19 protein-coding genes are annotated in these 20,246 nt (G+C 73.8%); 10 read left to right on the forward strand and 9 right to left on the reverse strand.

From position 1 onward, the window contains the following. Positions 1-132 precede the first annotated feature (132 nt). Together ACIBAI_RS10910 and ACIBAI_RS10915 are read left to right on the forward strand one after the other, a co-directional pair. Entirely contained in the window at positions 133-1,158 is a 1,026-nt protein-coding gene (locus ACIBAI_RS10910) for a hypothetical protein (RefSeq protein WP_399032977.1), read from the forward strand. Between the two features lie 67 nt (positions 1,159-1,225). After that, positions 1,226-1,888 (forward strand): HAD family hydrolase, encoded by a 663-nt coding sequence (locus tag ACIBAI_RS10915; RefSeq protein ID WP_399032979.1) that lies wholly within the window; start codon positions 1,226-1,228, stop codon positions 1,886-1,888. Here ACIBAI_RS10915 and ACIBAI_RS10920 read toward each other — a convergent pair. Continuing rightward, entirely contained in the window at positions 1,837-2,124 is a 288-nt protein-coding gene (locus tag ACIBAI_RS10920) for a hypothetical protein (RefSeq protein ID WP_344601748.1), read from the reverse strand. The two genes, ACIBAI_RS10915 and ACIBAI_RS10920, sit on opposite strands and share 52 nt — an antisense overlap. A gap of 164 nt (positions 2,125-2,288) precedes the next feature. On the opposite strand from ACIBAI_RS10920, the gene ACIBAI_RS10925 reads away from it, so the two are divergent. Further along, complete coding sequence (locus tag ACIBAI_RS10925) at positions 2,289-2,672, forward strand: cold-shock protein (RefSeq protein WP_344601750.1); 384 nt, start codon at positions 2,289-2,291, stop codon at positions 2,670-2,672. 44 nt (positions 2,673-2,716) lie between these two features. Here the strand turns inward: ACIBAI_RS10925 and ACIBAI_RS10930 are convergent, their stop codons facing one another. The 4 genes from ACIBAI_RS10930 to ACIBAI_RS10945 form a co-directional block, all read right to left on the reverse strand. Beyond that, the gene (locus ACIBAI_RS10930; RefSeq protein WP_399032982.1) at positions 2,717-3,565 is read right to left on the reverse strand and encodes a 1,4-dihydroxy-6-naphthoate synthase; all 849 of its coding nucleotides are present in this window, start codon (positions 3,563-3,565) and stop codon (positions 2,717-2,719) included. Beyond that, positions 3,555-4,307: a futalosine hydrolase gene (locus ACIBAI_RS10935; RefSeq protein WP_399032984.1), complete on the reverse strand. Its 753-nt coding sequence runs from the start codon at positions 4,305-4,307 to the stop codon at positions 3,555-3,557. The genes ACIBAI_RS10930 and ACIBAI_RS10935 overlap by 11 nt, the downstream gene beginning before the upstream one ends. After that, a complete protein-coding gene (locus ACIBAI_RS10940) occupies positions 4,274-4,768 on the reverse strand; it encodes a DUF2771 domain-containing protein (RefSeq protein ID WP_399032986.1) in 495 nt (164 codons plus the stop codon). Before ACIBAI_RS10940 ends, ACIBAI_RS10935 begins: the two co-directional genes overlap by 34 nt. A 62-nt stretch (positions 4,769-4,830) precedes the next feature. After that, positions 4,831-6,261 carry an MFS transporter gene (locus ACIBAI_RS10945; protein ID WP_399033447.1) on the reverse strand — a complete coding sequence of 477 codons (1,431 nt, stop codon included), beginning with the start codon at positions 6,259-6,261 and terminating at the stop codon, positions 4,831-4,833. 436 nt (positions 6,262-6,697) lie between these two features. Between ACIBAI_RS10945 and ACIBAI_RS10950 the strand changes: the two genes are divergently transcribed. After that, positions 6,698-7,624, forward strand: a complete 927-nt coding sequence (locus tag ACIBAI_RS10950) for a DUF3027 domain-containing protein (RefSeq protein ID WP_399032988.1) — start codon at positions 6,698-6,700, stop codon at positions 7,622-7,624. 39 nt (positions 7,625-7,663) lie between these two features. Here ACIBAI_RS10950 and ACIBAI_RS10955 read toward each other — a convergent pair whose 3' ends face one another. Next, a complete protein-coding gene (locus ACIBAI_RS10955; RefSeq protein ID WP_399032990.1) occupies positions 7,664-8,560 on the reverse strand; it encodes a hypothetical protein in 897 nt (298 codons plus the stop codon). 401 nt (positions 8,561-8,961) lie between these two features. Continuing rightward, positions 8,962-9,498 (reverse strand): ATP-binding protein, encoded by a 537-nt coding sequence (locus ACIBAI_RS10960; RefSeq protein WP_399032992.1) that lies wholly within the window; start codon positions 9,496-9,498, stop codon positions 8,962-8,964. A 158-nt stretch (positions 9,499-9,656) separates the two neighbouring features. Here ACIBAI_RS10960 and ACIBAI_RS10965 point away from each other — a divergent pair, with 158 nt between their 5' ends. The 4 genes from ACIBAI_RS10965 to ACIBAI_RS10980 all read left to right on the forward strand — a co-directional run bounded on the left by ACIBAI_RS10965 (position 9,657) and on the right by ACIBAI_RS10980 (position 15,171). Next, the gene (locus ACIBAI_RS10965) at positions 9,657-10,538 is read left to right on the forward strand and encodes a helix-turn-helix transcriptional regulator (protein WP_399032994.1); all 882 of its coding nucleotides are present in this window, start codon (positions 9,657-9,659) and stop codon (positions 10,536-10,538) included. Then, positions 10,535-10,744, forward strand: coding sequence for a DUF397 domain-containing protein (locus ACIBAI_RS10970; RefSeq protein ID WP_399032996.1), 210 nt, complete (start codon positions 10,535-10,537; stop codon positions 10,742-10,744). The genes ACIBAI_RS10965 and ACIBAI_RS10970 overlap by 4 nt, the downstream gene beginning before the upstream one ends. A gap of 216 nt (positions 10,745-10,960) precedes the next feature. Beyond that, positions 10,961-14,077, forward strand: a complete 3,117-nt coding sequence (locus tag ACIBAI_RS10975) for a sacsin N-terminal ATP-binding-like domain-containing protein (RefSeq protein ID WP_399032998.1) — start codon at positions 10,961-10,963, stop codon at positions 14,075-14,077. A 176-nt stretch (positions 14,078-14,253) separates the two neighbouring features. Further along, on the forward strand, positions 14,254-15,171 hold the full coding sequence (locus tag ACIBAI_RS10980; RefSeq protein ID WP_399033000.1) for a hypothetical protein: 918 nt from the start codon (positions 14,254-14,256) through the stop codon (positions 15,169-15,171). Between the two features lie 18 nt (positions 15,172-15,189). Here the strand turns inward: ACIBAI_RS10980 and ACIBAI_RS10985 are convergent, their stop codons facing one another. Together ACIBAI_RS10985 and ACIBAI_RS10990 are read right to left on the reverse strand one after the other, a co-directional pair. Further along, the gene (locus ACIBAI_RS10985; protein ID WP_399033002.1) at positions 15,190-17,583 is read right to left on the reverse strand and encodes an HAD-IC family P-type ATPase; all 2,394 of its coding nucleotides are present in this window, start codon (positions 17,581-17,583) and stop codon (positions 15,190-15,192) included. Between the two features lie 72 nt (positions 17,584-17,655). Further along, positions 17,656-17,955: a DUF2530 domain-containing protein gene (locus tag ACIBAI_RS10990; protein WP_399033004.1), complete on the reverse strand. Its 300-nt coding sequence runs from the start codon at positions 17,953-17,955 to the stop codon at positions 17,656-17,658. A gap of 149 nt (positions 17,956-18,104) precedes the next feature. Here ACIBAI_RS10990 and ACIBAI_RS10995 point away from each other — a divergent pair, with 149 nt between their 5' ends. Further along, a complete protein-coding gene (locus tag ACIBAI_RS10995) occupies positions 18,105-19,556 on the forward strand; it encodes an NCS2 family permease (protein ID WP_399033006.1) in 1,452 nt (483 codons plus the stop codon). 249 nt (positions 19,557-19,805) lie between these two features. Beyond that, positions 19,806-20,243 carry a MarR family transcriptional regulator gene (locus ACIBAI_RS11000; RefSeq protein ID WP_344601780.1) on the forward strand — a complete coding sequence of 146 codons (438 nt, stop codon included), beginning with the start codon at positions 19,806-19,808 and terminating at the stop codon, positions 20,241-20,243. The last annotated feature ends 3 nt before the right edge of the window (positions 20,244-20,246 follow it).

Here is a 20,246-nt window from a genome sequence, read left to right on the forward strand (position 1 = left end):
CCCGGGCGCCGGGAGCCGTTCCCGCCACCGCGCGGGCCGGGTGACGTGCAGCGGGGCGCGCGCCGGTGCCCGCCCCGCTGCGCTACCGTCGTGCCACGGGATATCCAAGGCACCCGCCCCGGAGGGGACTTCGTGGGGATCGAGAGCGACCAGGTCGTCTACGAGTATCTGAGCCGCGTCGGCGACGTGGCGCAGCAACGGCAGTTGCCGTCCGCCGCCCGCATGCGCCTGGTGTCCCAGTTGCGCGACGAGATCGACCGGCGCCGGGCCAAGGCCCCCGTCGACTCACCCGCCGCCGTCCGCCGCATCCTGTCCCGGATCGGCAGCCCCGACGAGGTGGTGGACGCGGCGGGCGACGGCGCCGGCGGCGGGGGCGCGCCGCAGGAACCGTCCGCCGCCGTGCCCGTGCAGCGGGACGGGGAGCCGCGGGCGGGGCAGCGGCGCAGGGGCCTGCGGCGGGTCGTGCCGCGCCCGCGCCCCGCCGCGCCCGGTCCCGCGCCCGCGGACGCGCCGTCCCCGCCGCACCTGGCGGGCGCGCACGAACTGGGGGACGCCGGGCTGCGGGCGGACTGGTGGCGGGTGGACGGCGGCCCGCTCGGGGACGGCGACGGCGTGCCGGGATTCGTCGGCGGGGTGGAGATCCCCGAGCTGCTGAAGCCTCCGCCGCCGAAGGAACAGGCCGCGCGGGAGCCGGCCGCGGACGGGGACGACGGGGACGAGGGGACCGGCCGGGCCGGGAGCGACGCGGCCGCCGCGGCCGGGAAGGCCGCCGCTTCGGCCGCCGCGCGCCGCCGGCTGCCCCGGCTGTGGCCCGAGGGCGGCTGGAACAACCCCCTGCTGCTGGTCGCCGCCGTGCTGCTGGTGGCCGGCGCGGTGCTCGGCAACCTCCTGCCGCTGGCCCTGGGCTGGCTCATCGCCTACCTCTCCCGCCGGCTGACGCCCGCCGAGGCGAAGTGGGCGGTGCTGGGCCTGCCCGGCCTGGTCGCCGCGGCGGGTCTGGTCTGGCTCTGGGGCCGCACGGACGGCCGCTGGGGCGATCCCGTCCCCGAGGGCCACATGAACGACGCCGTCGCCGACACCTGGCCCTGGGTCCTGCGCGGCGCGGCCCTCGCCTCGGCCCTCTTCCTCGCCTGGCGGGCCCGCCGCCCCCGCCGCTGAACCCGCCCGGCCGCCGCCACCGGCCCGTCGCCCCGGTACCGGCGGCCGGCCCGGCACAATGTCCCCCATGGCCTTCACCACCTCCTCCGCGCCGACCGTCGGGTTCGACCTGGACATGACGCTGATCGACTCCCGGCCCGGCATCCACGCCTGTTACACGGCGCTCGCCGAGCGGACCGGCGTGCACATCGACGCCGATCTGGCGGTCACCCGGCTCGGGCCGCCGCTGGAGGAGGAGCTGGCGCACTGGTTCCCGGCGGAGCGCATCGCGGAGATCGCCGACCTGTACCGCGCGATGTACCCGGCCATCGCCGTCGCCGCCACCCCGGCGCTGCCCGGGGCCCGCGAGGCCGTCGCCGCCGTGCGGGCGTCCGGCGGCCGGGCGATCGTCGTCACCGCCAAGTACGAGCCGAACGCCAAGCTGCACCTGGCCCACCTCGGCATCGAGCCGGACGCGGTGATCGGCGACCTGTGGGCGGAGCAGAAGGCGCAGGCGCTGCGCGAGCACGGGGCGCGCGTGTACGTCGGCGACCACCTCGGCGACATACGCGGCGCCCGCGCGGCCGACGCGTACTCCCTCGCCGTGGCCACGGGCCCGTACGCCGCCGGGGAGCTGCGCGCGGCGGGGGCCGACGCGGTCCTCGCCGATCTGACGGAGTTCCCGCGGTGGCTCGCGGCCTACCGGGCGGAGCCGGCCGCGCCCGCGGCGCCGGACGCCCGCGACGCCTGACGCGCCCGGCGCCGCCCGGCCGCGACCGACCGGAGCACCCCCGCGCCCGCCATCAGGAATCCGACGGCCATGAACATGCTCAATCCGAACATGTATGTGGGAAAGGGCGTCGTTCCCAGAAACAGCGGAGCGACCGTGACCAGGGTGGCCACGGCGCCGATGAAGAACACGAGCGCACCGGCGCGGACCAGCCGGTCACCGGGCGCGGCGGAATTCGTTTGGGTTTTGTCACGCACCGGACCAGGGTAGTTCCCAGCGCGAAGGAACAACCGGGTGACGTCTTGTCACGGGACTGAAGCCCATTAGCCTTGGTGCCGGCGGGTCGGAGCGGCCCGCCCCAGTGCTATCAAGAGCCGTTTCAGAAGCAGTTTTCCGACGAGTAACGAGGACGAGGACAGACGTGCCTACCGGCAAGGTCAAGTGGTTCAACAGCGAGAAGGGCTTCGGCTTTCTCTCCCGGGACGACGGCGGTGACGTCTTCGTCCATTCCTCGGTCCTCCCCGCCGGAGTCGAGACACTCAAGCCGGGCCAGCGCGTGGAGTTCGGGGTGGTGGCCGGCCAGCGGGGCGACCAGGCGCTGTCCCTGACCCTGCTGGACCCGACCCCGTCGGTGGCGGCCGCGCAGCGCAGGAAGCCCGACGAACTGGCGTCCATCGTCCAGGACCTGACGACGCTCCTGGAGAACATCACCCCGATGCTGGAGCGGGGCCGCTACCCCGACAAGGCCTCCGGCAAGAAGATCGCCGGCCTGCTCCGCGCGGTCGCCGACCAGCTGGACGTGTGAGCCCCGCGGCCTGTACGGGGGCGTACAGGCCGCGCGAGCCGGGGCTACGGGAAGGCCAGCGCGTCCGGGCCGAGGGGCGGCAGCAGGCCCTCGGCCGCCGCACGGTCCAGCAGGCCCCGCACCGCCGCGTAGCCGTCCGCGCCGAGGTCGGCGGTGAACTCGTTGACGTACAGCCCGATGTGCTGGTCGGCGACGGCCGGGTCCATCTCCTGGGCGTGTTCCATGACGTACGGGCGGGACGCCTCGGGGTCGTCCCAGGCGGCCCGCACGGAGGCGCGGACGGAGTCGGCGAGCAGCCGCAGCGTGTCCGCGCCCAGCGACCGCTTCGCGATGATCGCGCCCAGCGGGATCGGCAGCCCGGTGGTGCGCTCCCAGTGCTCGCCCATGTCGGCGAGCTGGTGCAGCCCGTAGTTCCGGTACGTGAACCGCGCCTCGTGGATGACGAGCCCCGCGTCGACCTTCCCGTCCCGCACGGCCGGCATGATCTCGTGGAACGGCATGACGACGATCTCCCCGACCCGGCCGGGGACCGTGTCCGCCGCCCACAGCCGGAACAGCAGGTACGCCGTCGACTTCTCGCTCGGCACCGCGACCGTGCGGCCGGTCAGGTCGACGCCCGGCTCCCGGGTGAGCACCAGCGGCCCGCAGCCCCGCCCCAGCGCGCCCCCGCAGGGCAGCAGGGCGTAGTCGCCCAGGACGTACGGCAGCACCGCGTAGGACACCTTCAGCACGTCGTACTCGCCGCGCTCGGCCATGCCGTTGGTGAGGTCGATGTCGGCGAAGGTGACGTCCAGGGCGGGCGCGCCGGGGACGCGGCCGTGGGCCAGGGCGTCGAAGACGAAGGTGTCGTTCGGGCAGGGGGAGTAGGCGATCTTCAGCTGCTCACTGGTCATGCGGGTTCCAACCTTCCAGTACGGGCGCGAGCTTCCCGAAGGCCTCGGTCAGGGCGGTGAGCGCGGCGCCGATCCGCCAGGCGGCGCGGTCGCGCGGGCCCACGGGGTTGGACACGGCGCGCAGCTCCAGCACGGGCACGCCGTGCGCGGCGGCGGCCTCGGCGACGCCGAAGCCCTCCATGGCCTCGGCGAGGGCGCCGGGGTGGCGGGCGCGCAGCTCCGCGGCGCGTCCGGCGGTGCCGGTCACGGTCGAGACGGTGAGGACGGTGCCGGGGCGCGCCCCGGCCGCGGCGGCGACCCGGCGCACCAGGCCCTCGGGCGGGCGGTGGGTGACGGTTCCGAAGCCGAGGTCGGTGACCGGCAGGAACCCGTCGGCGGTCTCGGCGCCCAGGTCGGCCGCGGTGATCTCGTCGGCGACGACGAGGGAGCCCAGGTGGGCGCCGGGCGGGAAGCCGCCGGCGATCCCGGCGCAGACGACGAGCCCGTAGGGGGCGCCGCCGAGGGCGGCGGCGGTGAGCGCGGCGGCCGTGGAGGCGGCGGCCAGGGCGGGGCCGACGCCGGCGGCGAGCAGGTCGGGGCCGTCGGCGACCCGGTGGACGGCCGCACCGGGCAGGGGCACCTCGCGCACCGGCCCCGGGAACGCCCGGGCCACCGCGTCCCGTTCGGCGGGGACCGCGGTGGCCACGAGGACGCGTACGGCGGACGTGGTCAGGAGTCCTTCTTCTCCAGCTTGAAGGACCACAGGCCGGTGACCGTGTTGCTGTTCTTCTTGCCGTCGCCCGCCTTGACGGAGACGAGGGTGGAGTTGCCCTGGGCCCCGTACTGCTGGCTGAAGAACACGCTGCCGGGGATCGTGGTGTACGTCTTGCCGAGGTCCTCGGGCAGCAGCGGCTGGCCGTTCATCAGGATCGTCCACCGCTCGTCGGCGATCTCCGGGTCGACGCCGAAGCGCACGGTCTCGTCCGGGTCGACCGAGAGGGTCTCGATGTCCTTGTCCTTCAGGCACTTCGTGAGGGCGGCGGACTTCAGGGACCCGCCCTCGCCGCCGCAGGTGGCCTCGGAGCTCACCGAGGACTGGCCCACGGTGATCGTGGCCATCGGGGTCGGCTTGTCACAGGCCGACAGGACGAGCAGTCCGGCGGATACGGCGCCGGCGGCGGCGACGGCGCGGCGGCGTCGCACAACGGATTGCAACGTGGTCATGGGCGAAGGCTATCGGGCAGGCCCCACCGCCCTCCCACGCGGGGTACGGCGTGCCCGGGCCGTCACCCCGCCCGCGGCCGGCCCGCGCCCCCGCGCCGCGCCGAGTCCAGCAGGCCCCGCACGGTCGTCAGCCAGCCCGCGGCGACGACCGCGGCGCCCACCGCGAGGCCGAAGGTGCCGTTCAGGGGCAGCGCGATGCCGATCGCCCCGCCCAGCACCCACGACATCTGCAGCAGCGTCTCCGACCGCGCGAACGCCGAGGTGCGCACCAGCTCCGGCACGTCCCGCTGGATCAGCGCGTCCAGCGACAGCTTGGCCAGCGCCTGCGCGAACCCGGCGACCGCGGCCAGGCAGGCCACCAGCACCGCGCCGAAGAACACGGCGGCCGTGAGCGCCGTGCCCAGCACGCACGCCACCACGGTCACGACGATGATCTCCGGCGCCCGGGACCGCAGCCACGCCCCGACCGCCGTCCCCAGCGCGTTGCCCGCGCCGGCGGCGACACCGGCGACGCCCAGCGACACCGCGGCGCTCTGCCCCGTCAGCGGGTGCTCGCGCAGCAGGAACGCCAGGAAGAAGATCAGGAGCCCGGACAGGCAGCGGACGGCGGCGTTCGCGGCGAGGGCGTGGGTGACGGCCGGACCGACCGTGCGCAGGCCCGGACGCTTGACCGGTTTGCGGTGCGGACCGTGCAGGTGCCGCTCGTCCGCGGCGAGCAGCGCCGTGTCCTCGCCCTTGGCCGAGTCGACCTTCGGCGGCAGGGAGAACGACAGGAACGTCCCCGCCATGAAGATCACGAACGCTCCGTACAGCGGCCAGCGCGGCCCGATCTGCTGGAGCCCCGCGCCGATCGGCGCCGCGACGCCGGTCGCCAGCAGCCCGCCCAGCGTGACCCGTGAATTGGCCTTGACCAGGGAGAACCCCGGCGGCAGCAGCCGCGGCACGACCGCGCTGCGGACCACGCCGTACGCCTTCGACGCGACCAGCACGCACAGGGCCGCCGGGTACATCTCGATGCTGCCGGTGACGACCGCGCCGGACAGCACCAGGGCGAGCAGCGCGCGGGCCATCATCGCGCTCGCCATCGCCACCCGGCGGCCGTGCGGGACCCGGTCGAGCAGCGGGCCGATCACGGGGGCGAGCAGGGTGAACGGCGCCATGGTGATGGCGAGGTAGAGCGCGACGCGGCCCCGGGCCTCGTCGGTGGGCACGGAGAAGAAGACGGTGGAGGCGAGCGCCACGGTGATCATGACGTCGCCGGCGCCGTTCACGCCGTGCAGCTCGATCAGCCTGCCGAGGCCGGACTCGCCGGCGCCGTGCGCGTGGGTGACCCGGCGGATGCCGCGGGCGGGACCGGTCAGCGGCAGGTGCAGGGCACGGCCGATCGCGCGGAGGGGACCGCCCCGGCCCGCTCCGCTCCTCCGGCTGCTCCCCTTGCCCTCTTTCGTCCCGCCGGCCCCGGCGGCACCTCGGGGCGTCCTCGCGGCTGCCACGACGTTCATAGTGCCCCGGTAACGCCGTGCGTAGTGCCCCCGCCGCGCGTATGGCGGTGCGTCTGGTGGCGGACCGGCACAGGTGAGAGCCGGTGGACCGGGCCGGGCCGGCGGGGCGGGGGGCGGTGGGTCCGGCCGTGCCGGCGGGGGCGCGGACCGGCGGGGCCGGCCGTCCCGGCCCGGCCGGGAGCCGGCGAACCCCGCCACGGGGCACCGGCGGTGTATGCCGAGCGCACGCGAGCAGGTAGCGTGCGTAGGGCGCCGTGGCGAACGTTCCCGGCCGCGCGCCGTACGGCCATCCCGCAGAATGGATGACGTAGGTGCGCCCGGGTGCGATCGGGCGCGGACGTCGACGCGGTCCCCCGGTCCGCTCCGTCCGCCGTCCCCGCTGACAGTGGCGCACTCGTGAGACGGCGTATGGAGAGAAGCGATACCTGTGAGCGCAGCGACAACGCGAAGCCGCACCCCCGACCGTCTGTGCGCCGAGGCCGTCGACCTCGCCCGCGCCGCCGCCGAGGAGGCCGCCGCGCCCGGTGTGGTGGGCGAGCACATCGGCCTGGTCTCCGAGGGCGATCGCGTTGTCACGCACTTCTTCGAGTGCAAGGAGCTCGGGTACCGCGGCTGGCGCTGGGCCGTGACGGTGGCCCGCGCCTCGCGCGCCAGGGTCGTCACCGTGGACGAGGCGGTGCTGCTGCCCGGCCCGGACGCGCTGCTCGCGCCCGAGTGGGTGCCGTGGAGCGAGCGGCTGCGCCCCGGCGACCTGGGCCCCGGGGACCTGCTGCCCACCGACGCCGACGACCTGCGGCTGGAGCCGGGCTACACCGGTGTGGACGAGCCGCCGTCGGACTCCGCCGTCTCCGGGGAGATGGCCGAGCTGGTGGAGGCGGAGGACGCCGAGGTCACGGCCGGGACGCCGGCCCACCTCCCGGCCGTCCCGCTGCGCGGCTCGATCGCCGCGGTGGCGGAGGAACTGGGCCTGCGGCGGGCCCGGGTGCTGTCCCGGTACGGGCTGCACACGGCCGCGGACCGCTGGGAGGAGGCGTTCGGACCCAAGACGCCGATGGCGCAGGCGGCGCCGGCCTCCTGCGTCAGCTGCGGGTTCCTCATGCCCATCGGCGGCTCCCTGGGGCAGGCGTTCGGGGTCTGCGCCAACGAGTTCTCCCCGGCCGACGGCCGCGTGGTGTCGCTGGCGTACGGCTGCGGCGGGCACTCCGAGGCCGCGGTCATGCCGAAGCCGCCGCAGCCGGCCCCGCCGGTGGTCGACGAGACGCGGGTGGACCCGTTCCCGCTGCGGCCGGCCGCCGACTCCGGGTCGGTCCCGGAGGCGGAGGACGAGTCGGCGGCGGAGCTGGGGCACTCGTAGCCGGCTGGCCGGGCGGCCGGTCACCGCCCGGCCTCCCGCCTACTCGTCCGTGAAGATCTCGTCGGCGGTGGTGGCGGTGGCGGCGCGGCGGAGCCAGTGGTGCAGGGTCTCGGGGTCGGCGCAGCCGGTGATGCGGGCGCGGGCTTCCTCGGGGACGTGGATGCCGCGTGCGTCGAGGACGGCCAGAACGTCCTCGGCGGCGCGCCGCGTCTCGCCCTCGGCCCGGCCCTCGGCCCGGCCTTCGGCTCGGATCTCCTGCGAGATGTACGACTTGTAGAAGGAGAGGTCCACGGCCACCAGGTTCCTCCACAGTTCCGCGGCTGGGTGTTTGCCCATGCCTTGTGCGATGAGTTCGACGATCGGGTCGGCGATGGCGTGCGGCATGTCCCGCAGCACGGTGGTCATTGCTTTGAGTATGCGCCCGATGTCCGGGTGTGTGGCATGGGTGATGGCGGACAGCGTGGCGAGCGCGGGGTCCTTGCGGACTTCGGCCGGGTCGGTGATCACCGGCATGTTGTGCGGTCCCGCGACGAGCGGGCGCAGGACCAGCAGGGGCCACTGGGGAGGGCCGAAGCGGACCGGGCGCGCCGCCCACTCCGCGGTGGCGCGGTCCTGGCAGACCACCAGCAGCATGGGTTGCAGACGGTACTTCGTGAGCAGGTACGAGGCGTAGTACGCCCAGCTCGCGGGCTTGTCCGGATCCTTACCGCTCTGGGCCTCGACCGCCAGGATCAACGGCTCGTCGTCCTCCGTCTCCAGCCGGAGCAGGGTGTCGACGCGGCGCTCCAGCGGGCGGGCCTCGGTGAGGTCGGTGGGCAGGACGGTGACCGAAGTGGGTGGGGCGAAGTCGATGCCCAGCACCTCGGACACCCGGGAGAACAGGCCCGGGTGGTCCTGGAAGATGCGGTGCATCGCCTCGTGGGATGAGCCGACCATCGGATGGATGTGCTTCTTTCGTCGGGGTGCGGGAACTGCCGTTCGGGCAGCCCGCACGGGTACGGCACGGTGGCGGTCGTGGCGGTGACCGGGTTCGGGAGCGCGGAAGGCGCGGTCGCGGCCGTCGCGGTTCCGGAGGGGAGCCGGACCGGTGGCGGCGTGGTGGATCGCACGGGAGGGCGCCGGTTCACCCGGGAGTGGGGACGGATGCCGCCGACGGCTGACCGGGCGGGCGGGGGCACGCTAGGGTTCTGGGCACCCATCGGGAAGCTACCTCTTCCTCGGTGGTCAGGCCCTCGCACTGGGATTGCCGTCCCGGCGGGGGCCGATGTCTTTCCGCGGTGGTGTGCGCCGAGCGTAGGGGGGTCGAGGGCCGGGAGATCCGGCCGAGCCGGTGATGTTCACCCGCCCGAGTGAGGATCGGCCCCGGGCGGGAGGGGCGGGATTCGGTGGGGGTCCTTCTCCTCCGCACGTTCCTCGGGGAAGGCGCCGGCGGCACCGGAGCCCGGGGAACCGGGCGCCGGCGGTGTGAGGCGCAGTTCGGCCCAGACGGTCTTGCGGGGGAAGCGGTCCCCGGTCACGCCCCAGCGGTCGGCGAGGGCCTCGACCAGCAGCAGGCCGCGTCCGGACTCGGCGTCGGGGGCGGGCCGCCGCGACCGGGGCAGTTCCTCGCCGCGTGTGTCGGTGACCTCGATGCGGAGGACCCCGGCGACGACGTGGAGCGCGAGCCGGAAGTCGCGGCCCGGCACGCGGCCGTGCGTGGCCGCGTTGACCGCCAGCTCCGCGATGACCTGGCGGGCGGGGTCCAACGGCAGCCCCCAGGAACGCAGTTGTTCCGCTCCGAGCAGGCGGGCGAGGCGGGCGCCGCGCGGCGTGGCGGAGAGCTGCACGCTGAAGTCGAGGACGGGGATCGTGGCTTCGCCGGTTTTCTGATTCACGTCACTCAGCGTGGCCGTGCCTGCGTACCGTGGCGGGTGACTCAGCGCGTACGTACGGTCACTGTCCGGAGGTTGTCCGGTGTTGTCGAGGCTGTGCCGACGGGCCGTACGGGTAGAGCGCGGGTGCATCAGGGACGGTTCCGACGGAGAGGTGCGGCATGACGGCGATCGAGGCGGACGCGGGACGGCTCAGGAGCGAAGCGGACGAGCCGGGCTGGGAGGTGGACCCGGACGACGAGTGGGGCGTCGCGGTCATCACGACCGTCGGACGGCAGCTGAAGCTGCGCAGGGAGGCCGCGGGCATGCGGGCCGCCGAGTTCGGCAGGGCGATCGGCTACGGCGAGGACATGGTCTACAAGATCGAGGGCGGCAAGCGGATTCCCCGCCAGGAGTACCTGGACAGGGCGGACGAGGTGCTGGACGCGGGCGGACTGATCTCGGCGGCCTGGGAGGACGTGAAGAAGGTCCGCTACCCGAAAACGGTTCGGGACATTGCGAAATTGGAGGCCCAAGCGGTCGAGATCGGGTTGTACGTGTGCAACAGCATCAGCGGGTTGTTGCAGACACCTGAGCACGCGCGAGCGCTGTTCCAGGCAGCGCAACCTCCATATGCCCCGGACGATGTGGAACGGATGGTGGCCGCTCGCATGGCGCGACGATCGGTGTTCGAGCGCGACCCGGCTCCCTCCATCAGCTTCGTCCTGGAAGAAGCGACGCTGCAGAGGGAGGTCGGAGGCACAATGGTGTGGCGGCAGCAGCTCGAACATCTGCTTGAGGTGGGGCGGCTGCACAACGTCACGCTTCAAGTGATGCCGACGAAGACGGAAGCCCACCCCGGGGTGGACGGCAGGATCGAGGTACTGAAGTTCGCGGACGGCACGGCGGTGGGACGCTCCGACGGCGCGTTCAACGGCCGACCCACCTCCGAACCGAAGCAACTGCGCATTCTCGAATTGCGGTATGGCACCATCCGGGCGCAGGCACTCTCGCCTCGGGAGTCGCTGGCCTTCATCGAGCAACTACTGCTGGGAGAGAAATGATCCGCGAGGTCTCCGCCGGTGACGCTTCCGAGCTGGCATGGTTCAAGAGCAGCTACAGCGACGGCACCGACGGCAACTCCTGCGTCGAGCTAGCCCTCACCCCCGGCACCGTCCACGTCCGCGACTCCAAGGACGTCGCGGGTCCCCGGCTCGCCTTCGCCCCGGACGCCTGGGCGCGCTTCGTGCCGTACGCGGCCGAGGGCTGAGCGCGCCCCGGTCCCGGGCTCCGCTTCAAGGGCCACGCGGCCCGATCCGCCTCGGCCCCTGACGTCTCCGGGTCCGGCGCCCGACCTGCGGCCGTGCGCGTCGTCCCCCACGGCCCGTCCCGCGGGACGCGGCCGGCCGGTGGGGCGGTGACGGCGCGGGAACGCGGAGCCTCGCGCTCGCGGTACCTTCGTCGTCAGCCGATGAGGAGAGTCAACGTGAGCAAGTTCGTGCGGTCCGCCGCCGAGGGGACCGACCCGTTCGGTACGGCACGTCTGCGGCGCGGTGTCCTGGACGCCTGGGCCACCAGCCCCGCCCGTTTCCGCGAGGACGCCAACGCCGAGGAGGACCTCGTCCTCGGCGGCTACCGGGACCGCCTCGTCGTCGAGCTCGCCCAGAACGCCGCCGACGCCGCCGCCCGGGCCGGTGTGCCGGGCCGGCTGCGCCTCACCCTCAGGGACGGCGTCCTCGTCGCCGCCAACACCGGCGCCCCCCTGGACGCGGCCGGAGTGGAGTCGCTGTCCACCCTGCGCGCCTCGGCCAAGCGGGACACGCCGTCCGTCGGCCGCTTCGGCGTCGGTTTCGCCGCCGTCCTCGCCGTCACCGACGAGCCCGCCGTCGTCGGCCGGCACGGCGGGGTGCGCTGGTCGCTGGCCGAGGCCCGCGACCTGGCCGCCGAGACCGCCCGGCACAGCCCCGGGCTGGGCGACGAGATCCGCCGGCGCGACGGGCACGTGCCGCTGCTGCGGCTGCCGTTCGCCGCCGAGGGCAGCGCGCCCGAACCGTACGACACGGTCGTCATCCTGCCGCTGCGCGACACGGCCGCCGCCGGCCTCGCCGAGCGGCTGCTGCACGCCGTCGACGACGCCCTGCTGCTCACCCTGCCCGGCCTGGAGGAGGTCGTCGTCGAGACCGGCGACGACGCGCCGCGCACGCTGTGGCGCCGCACCGAGGACGGCCTCACCGTCGTGGAGGACTCCCGCGACGGCACGACCCGGTGGCGCACCGCGTCCGCGCACGGGCCGCTCACGCCCGAACTGCTGGCCGACCGGCCCGTGGAGGAGCGGCTGCGGCCCCACTGGTCGGTCACCTGGGCCGTCCCGGTCGACGCCGACGGCGGCCCGGCCCGGCCCCGCACCAGCCCCGTCGTGCACGCGCCCACGCCCAGCGACGAACCCCTCGGCGTGCCCGCCCTGCTCATCGCGTCCTTCCCGCTGGACTCCACCCGCCGGCACGCCGCGCCCGGCCCGCTGACCGACTTCCTGGTGCAGCGCGCCGCGGACGCCTACGCCGGGCTGCTCGCCGACTGGCGGCCGGTCACCGAAGGCGTCATCGGCCTCGTGCCCGGCCCGCTCGGCAAGGGCGAACTGGACGGGGCGCTGCGGCAGGCGATCCTCCAGCGGCTGCCGCGGACCTCCTTCCTGCCGCCCGCCGCCGTCCCCGCCGAATCCGACCCCGAGCTGCCCGAGTCGCTCCGGCCGCGCGACGCCGAGGTGGTGGAGGGCGCCGGCGCGGACACCGTGCGGGTGCTCGCCGAGGTGCTGCCGACGCTGCTGCCCGCCGGGCTGGAGCGGCGCGCGGAGCTGCGCACGCTGGGCGTGGCCCGGGTGCCGCTGACCGACGCGATCGACCGGCTGGCCGGGCTGGAGAAGGAGCCCGGCTGGTGGGGGCGGCTGTACGACAGCCTGGCCGGGGTCGACCCGGACCGGCTGTCCGGGCTGCCGGTGCCGCTGGCCGACGGGCGCACGGTGGTCGGACCCCGGCAGGTGCTGCTGCCCACCGCGGAGGCGGCCCTGGACCCGGAGGTCCTCGCCCGGCTCGGCCTGAAGGTCGCCCACCCGGACGCCGCGCACCCGCTGCTGGAGAAGCTCGGCGCCCTCCCGGCGACCCCCCGGGCCGTGCTCACCACCCCGCAGGTGCGGGCCGCGGTCGCCGCCTCCCTCGACGAGGAGGGCGGCCCGTCCTGGGAGGAGGACGCCCTCGACGCCGAGGAGCTGGCCGACGCCGTGCTGGCGCTGGTGCGCGACGCCGGGCTCGAACCCGGCGAGGAGCCCTGGCTCGGCGCCCTCGCCCTGCCCGACGAGGACGGCGAACTCGCCCCCGCGGGCGAACTCGTCTTCCCCGGCGGCCCCTTCGCCCGCGTCATGCGCGAGGGCGAACTGGCCGCCGTGGACGCCGAGCTGGCCGAGCGGTGGGGCGAGCAGCCGCTGGCCGCCTGCGGGGTGCTGGTGGACTTCGCCCTCGTCCGCGCCACCGACGTCGTCCTCGACCCCGACGAGCTGGAGCCCCGCGACGGGGACTTCGCCGAGCCCGACGACGCCGGGCTGCTGGACGCCGTGGACGTGTGGTGCGAGGACGTCCTCGACCGCTTCCCCGACACGCCCGTGCCCCCGGTCGCCACCGAGATCGTCGCCGTGCGCGACCTGGACCTCGTCGACGACGACAAGTGGCCCGAGGCCCTCGCCCTGCTGTCCCGGCCGCCGCTGCGGGACGCGCTCACCCAGCCCGTGCGGATCCTGCTGCCGGACGGCACCCACGAGGTGGTGCGGCCCTACACGGCCTGGTGGCTGCGCGGGCACCCGGTGCTCGGCGGCCGCCGCCCGGCCGGACTGCTGGCGGCGGGCGGGGACCCGCTGCTGCGCGGGCTGTACGACGAGGCCGACGCGACCGGCTTCGACGACGAGCAGGTGCTGCGGGCGCTGGGCGTACGGACCTCGGTGGCCGCGCTGCTCGACGAGCCGGGCGGCGCCGCCGAGCTGCTGGACCGGCTCGCCGACCCCGGGCGCGAGGTCACGCCCGCCCAACTGCACGGCCTGTACAGCGCGCTGGCCGAGCTGGACCCCGAGCAGGTGACCCTGCCGGAGGAGCTGCGCGCGGTCGTGGACGGCCGGGTCGAGGTGGTGGACGCGGCCGAGGCGGTGGTCGTCGACTCGCCCGACCTGCTGCCGTTCACCGAGGGCGTGCCGCTGCTGCCGGTGCGTCCGGCCCGCGCCGCCGAACTGGCCGAGCTGTTCCAGGTGCGGCGGCTGAGCGAGTCCGTCACCGGCGAGGTGGACTCCGCGGGCACCGAGCACGACGTGCCGGAGCCGGTGCGGGTGCTGCTCGGGCCGCGGACCCCGGCGACCTACGTCGAGCACGAGGAACTCGTCGTCGACGGCGTGGAGATCGACTGGCGGCTCACCGCCGGCGGCGTGCTGCACGCCGCCACCCTGGAGGGGGTCGCCGCCGGGCTCGCCTGGGCGGCCGGCCAGTGGCCGCGCCGCTTCGAGGTCGCGGCCCTGCTGGAGGACCCGTCGCGGACGGAGGAGCTGGCCCGGGACCGGTGGTTCGACTGATCCCCGGAGGTCTCCCACCGGTCTTCGAATATCTTTCACCGGCCGTACAACCATTCGATCTTGTCGCGCATCTGATCACCTGAGTCAAGAGACTCCACGATCACTTGGGCCCCGCCCACACCGCGAGCCGTTGGGGGCGAGGACGGGCGGGGCCCCTCTCCTTACCTGGAGAACACATGCGCATTCGAGCCACCGTGGCCGCCGTCACCGGCGCCGTGGCCCTGTCCGCCCTCGCCGTGCCGGCCGCGCAGGCCGCCGAGCCGAAGGTGCCCGCGGACGTCGTCGGCGCCCGGGAGGCCGTCCAGTCGGCCACCTCCGGCAAGTCGGCGTTCGCCGCCGCCGCAGCCGCCGAGGGCACGCCGTACGCCCTGGACGTCTCCTTCTCGAACGTCAAGGTGAACAACGGCAAGAACATCGCCGTCGGCACCACCAACGTGGTGAAGGTCCCGGTCTCCTTCACGCTGACCCACGACAAGAGCGTCAACATCAAGGCCTCGGACTTCGTCGCCGCGGTCGACCTGTACCGGGGCCCGTCCTTCGAGGAGTCCTACTGGGACTTCACCAGCGACGACGCCACCTGCACCGCCTCCTCCGCCACCGTCGCCTCCTGCAAGGCCACCGTCGAGGTCGACCCGCTGTGGCTGCTGAACGAGGACGCCGGCTCGTGGAAGGCCGCCGCCTTCGCGGTCGCGTTCAACGGCGAGGACCAGGACGACCCGAACCTGGACAACGTCGGCGTGGCCGTCAAGGACGGCGTCGCCTCCTTCAAGCTGCAGCGCTACTCCAAGCTGACGGTCAACGCCTCCCCGGAGCCGGTGAAGAAGGGCAAGACCATCACCGTCACCGGCAAGCTGACCCGCGCCAACTGGGACACCGGCAAGTACGCCGGCTACGCCACCCAGTCGGTGAAGCTGCAGTACCGCAAGAAGAGCGCCAGCACCTACACCACGCTGAAGACGATCAAGGGCGACTCGACGGGCTACCTCAAGACCACGACGACCGCCTCCGCCGACGGCTACTACCGCTTCTCCTTCGCGGGCACCACGACCACCCCGGCGGTCAACGCCGCGGGCGACTACGTCGACGTGCAGTAACAGCGGCTCCGCCCGCCGCTAGGCGGGAAAGCGGCGGCCGGCCCACTTCCACAGGAACTCCAGGGCGGCCGCCGCCACCGCCGCGACACCGACCGCCAGCCACGGCATCACCGTGCCCACCAGCCGCAGCGCGAAGAACTCCTGCAGCCAGGGCACCACCAGCACCAGCAGGAACCCCGCGCCCATCGCCGCCACCAGCACGACCCGCCACCAGGTGTAGGGGCGGGCGACGATCACCAGCACCCACATCGACACCAGGAACAGCGTCAGCGTCGCGGCGCTCGTCTCCGCGTCCAGCGCCCCCGGTCCGACGTAGTGGTGCCGGGCCAGCAGGTACGTCGCGAAGGTCGCCGCGGCCGCCACCGCCCCGCCCGGGATCGCGTACCGCATAACCCGCCGCACGAAGTGCGGCCGCGCGCGTTCCCGGTTGGGCGCGAGGGCGAGGAAGAACGCCGGGACGCCGATGGTCAGGGTGGACAGCAGGGTCAGGTGGCGGGGCAGGAAGGGGTACTCCACCTGCCAGCACACCACCAGCAGCGCCAGCAGCACCGAGTAGACCGTCTTCACCAGGAACAGGGTCGCCACGCGCGTGATGTTGCCGATCACCCGCCGGCCCTCCGCCACCACCGAGGGCAGCGTGGCGAAGCTGTTGTCCAGCAGCACGATCTGCGCCACCGCCCGGGTGGCCTCCGCCCCGGAGCCCATGGCCACCCCGATGTCGGCGTCCTTCAGGGCGAGCACGTCGTTGACGCCGTCGCCGGTCATCGCGACCGTGTGCCCGCGCGCCTGCAGGGCGCCCACCATGTCCCGCTTCCGCTGCGGGGTGACCCGCCCGAACACCGTGCCCCTCTCCAGCGCCCGCGCCATGCCCTCCCGGTCGGCGGGCAGCCGCCGCGCGTCGACCGCGGCGCCGCCGAGCCCCAGCCTGGCGGCGACCGCGCCGACGGACACCGCGTTGTCGCCGGAGACGACCTTGGCGGCCACGCCCTGCTCGGCGAAGTAGCGCAAGGTGTCGGCGGCGTCCGGCCGCAGCCGCTGCTCCAGGACGACCAGGGCGGCCGGCTCGGCGTCCCGGGCCACCTCCGGGTCGTCGAGGTCGCGGACGGCGCGGGCGAGCAGCAGCACCCTGAGCCCCTGCCGGTTCAGCAGCTCGGTCTCGGCCAGCGCGGGATCGTCCTCGTCCAGCAGCACGTCGGGCGCTCCGAGCAGCCAGGTGCTGGTCGCCCCGTCGCCCTCGCCGAAGGCGGCGCCGCTGTACCCGCGGGCGGAGGAGAAGGGCAGGGACTCGGTGCAGCGCCAGTCCTCGGCGTCCGGGTAGGCGTCGATGACGGCCCTCAGGGAGGCGTTCGGCCGCGGATCGGACTCGCCGAGCGCGCCGAGCACCCGCCGCACGTACGTCTCGTCGTGGCCGTCGAGGACGCGCAGCCCGGTGACGTCCATGCCGCCCTCGGTGAGGGTGCCCGTCTTGTCGAGGCAGACGGTGTCCACGCGGGCCAGGCCCTCGATGGCGGGCAGCTCCTGCACGAGGCACTGCTGCCGGCCGAGCCGGATGACGCCGATGGCGAAGGCGACCGAGGTGAGCAGCACCAGCCCCTCGGGGACCATCGGCACGATGCCGCCGACGGTGCGCGCGACGGAGTCCTCGAGGTCGTCGCCCTCCACGACCAGCTGGCTGACGACCAGGCCGATCGCGGTCGGGACCACCATCCACGTCACGTACTTGAGGATCGTGGAGATGCCGGAGCGCAGCTCGGAGTGGACCAGGGTGAAGCGGGAGGCCTCCTCGGCGAGCTGCGCGGCGTACGCCTCGCGTCCCACCTTGGTCGCCTGGAACGCGCCGCCGCCCGCGACCACGAAACTGCCGGACAGGACCGGATCCCCCGGCCGTTTCACCACGGGGTCGGCCTCACCGGTGAGCAGCGACTCGTCGATCTCCAGTCCGTCCGCCTCGACGCACACCCCGTCGACGGCGACCTTGTCCCCGGGCCCGATCTCCAGCAGGTCGTCCAGCACGATCTCGGACGTGCCGACCTCGGCGGCCGCCCCGTCCCGGCGCACGGTCGGCCGCACCTCGCCGATCAGCGCCAGCGAGTCGAGGGTCTTCTTCGCCCGCCACTCCTGGAGGATGCCGATGCCGGTGTTGGCGAGGATCACGAAGCCGAACAGGCTGTCCTGGATCGGCGCGACGACCAGCATGACCAGCCACAGCACGCCGATGAGCGCGTTGAACCGGGTGAAGACGTTGGCGCGGACGATGTCGACGGTGGAGCGGCTGCTGCGCGCCGGAACGTCGTTGACCTGCCCTCGCGCGACCCGTTCGGCGACCTCCGCCGCGGTCAGCCCGGTCGTCGGCGTCGGGGAGACGGCGGGGTGCGCGGGGACGAGTCCGGTGTCCGCGTCGAGGTGCGTCATGCCCTCGACGGTACGTGCGGATGTGCGGCTTCACCCCTGGAACGGGCGCAGGTCCCGGCCCGGGGCCGCCGGTCACTCGGCGGCGGGGGTCCCGGCGGCGTCCTCCGGCGCCGCGGCGGCCGCCGCGGCCCGCTTGAGCGCGGCGTCGCGCCGGCGGACGTACCAGATGCCGATGAGACCGAGCCCGCCGCCCGCCAGGCAGGTCCACAGCCACCAGGTGTGCCCGTGGTCGTCGAACCAGCCGTAGAACGGCAGCTGTGCCAGGAAGAGGACGAACCAGACGACGGTGCCGCCGGTGACGGTGGCGACCACGGGGCCCTCCAGGGGCTCCGGCGCCTCGTGCTTGAAGGAACCCGAAAAAAACCCGGCCATGCGCACAGCTTACGAGGTGATCAGATCTACGCGCGGAGATGGCGAATCCGGGTTTATATGTTCATACTGAAACCGTTTGTCTCTGACCGCTTCTGTTCGTAGGAAACGCCAACGGCTCCTGGGGGAAGCCACTGGTGATGAGGTTCCGCATGTCCTCCTCGGCCCCCGCCAAGGTCCCCGCCCCGGAGCAGCCGGGCGGGCCGTCCGGCCACGGCGCCCTCGACCGCTTCTTCCGGATCTCCGAGCGCGGCAGCACGCTGCCTCGTGAGGTACGGGGCGGTTTCGCCACCTTCTTCGCGATGGCGTACATCATCGTGCTGAACCCGATCATCCTCGGCAGCGCGAAGGACATGTACGGGAACCAGCTCGACAACGGGCAGCTGGTCACCGCGACGGCCCTGACCGCGGCGTTCACCACGCTGCTCATGGGCGTCGTCGGCAACGTGCCGATCGCGCTCGCCGCCGGCCTCGGCGTGAACTCGGTCGTCGCGCTCCAGCTCGCCCCGCGGATGTCCTGGCCGGACGCCATGGGCATGGTGGTCCTGGCCGGCTTCGTGGTGATGCTGCTGGTCGCCACCGGTCTGCGCGAGCGCGTGATGAACGCCGTCCCCCACGGGCTGCGCAAGGCCATCTCCATCGGCATCGGCCTGTTCATCATGCTGATCGGCCTGGTCGACTCCGGCTTCGTCACCCGGATGCCGGACGCCGCCCAGACCACCGTCCCGCTCCAGCTCGGCGTCGGCGGCCGGCTCGACGGCTGGCCGGTGCTGATCTTCGTCCTGGGCGCGCTGCTCACGCTGGCGCTGATCGTGCGCAAGGTGTCCGGCGCGATCCTGATCTCGATCGTCGTGATGACCGTCCTCGCGGTGATCGTCAACGCCGTCGCGAAGGTGCCGTCCTGGGGCCTGACCACCCCGAAGTGGCCCGGCAACCCCCTCGCCGCCCCCGACTTCGGACTGATCGGCCAGGTCAGCCTGTTCGGCGGCTTCGAGAAGGTCGGCGTGCTGACCGGCGTCCTGTTCGTCTTCACCGTCCTGCTGTCCTGCTTCTTCGACGCGATGGGCACGATCATGGGCGTCAGCGACGAGGCGAAGCTGACCGACGCGCAGGGCCAGATGCCCGGCATCAACAAGGTGCTCCTCGTCGACGGCCTCGCGGTCGCCGCGGGCGGCGCCAGCTCCTCCTCGGCCACCACCTGCTTCGTGGAGTCCACGGCCGGCGTCGGCGAGGGCGCCCGCACCGGCCTCGCGAACGTGGTCACCGGCGCGCTGTTCGCCGTCGCCCTCTTCCTGACGCCCGTCGCCACGATGGTCCCGTCCCAGGCGGCCACCCCGGCGCTGCTCGCGGTCGGCTTCCTGATCCTGGCCGGCGCGATCAGGGAGATCGACTGGGCCGACCACACCATCGCCATCCCGGCCTTCGTGACGATGCTGATGATGCCGTTCACGTACTCGATCACCAACGGCATCGGCATGGGCTTCATCACCTTCACGGTGCTGCGCCTGGCGGCCGGGCGGGGCCGGGAGGTGCCGGCGGCGATGTACGCGGTGTCGGCGGTGTTCGCCTTCTACTACCTGATGCCGGCGCTGGGGCTCACGTGACCCCGCTCCTCGGCTGACCCCCGGACGGGCGCCCGGACCACGCGGTCCGGGCGCCCGTTCCCGTTCGGCCGGACCGCGTGGCCCGGACGGCCGGACCGCGTGGCCCGGACGGCCGGATGCGCCGCGCCTCGCGCGTGTCACTCGTACGGGTGAAAAAGTGTCGCGGCGAGCATGGAGTGGGCAGCGTCACTCCGGGGAACACGTCCTCCCAGTGGTCGTTCGCTAGACTAATGAGTTACGCTAAAGAACATGCCGGACCTTAGCCATGGCGACGATGCTGCCGCCGTGAACTCCCTGCGCTCCGCCGTGATGCGGCTGTCCCGTCGGCTCAAGCACCAGCGGGTCGACGAGTCGCTCAGCCCCACCGAGATGTCGGTGCTCGGCACCCTGTCCCTGTGCGGCAGGGCCACACCAGGCGAACTCGCCCGCAAGGAACACGTCCAGCCGCCCTCGATGACCCGCATCGTGGCGCTGCTGGAGGCCAAGGGGCTGGTCCGTCTGGAGCCGCACCCCGAGGACCGGCGCCAGAAGGTGGTGACGCGGACCGAACAGGCCGAAGCGATGCTCGAGGAGAGCCGCCGCAAGCGGAACGCGTTCCTGGCCTCCCTGGTGGAGGGACTCGACGAGGACGAGTGGGCGAAACTCCGCGCCGCCGCCCCCGTGCTGGAGAAGCTCGCACATCTGTAAGCA

Origin of the sequence: Streptomyces sp. NPDC051041 (genome assembly GCF_044456065.1) — a bacterium.
Classification (GTDB): domain Bacteria; phylum Actinomycetota; class Actinomycetes; order Streptomycetales; family Streptomycetaceae; genus Streptomyces; species Streptomyces glaucus.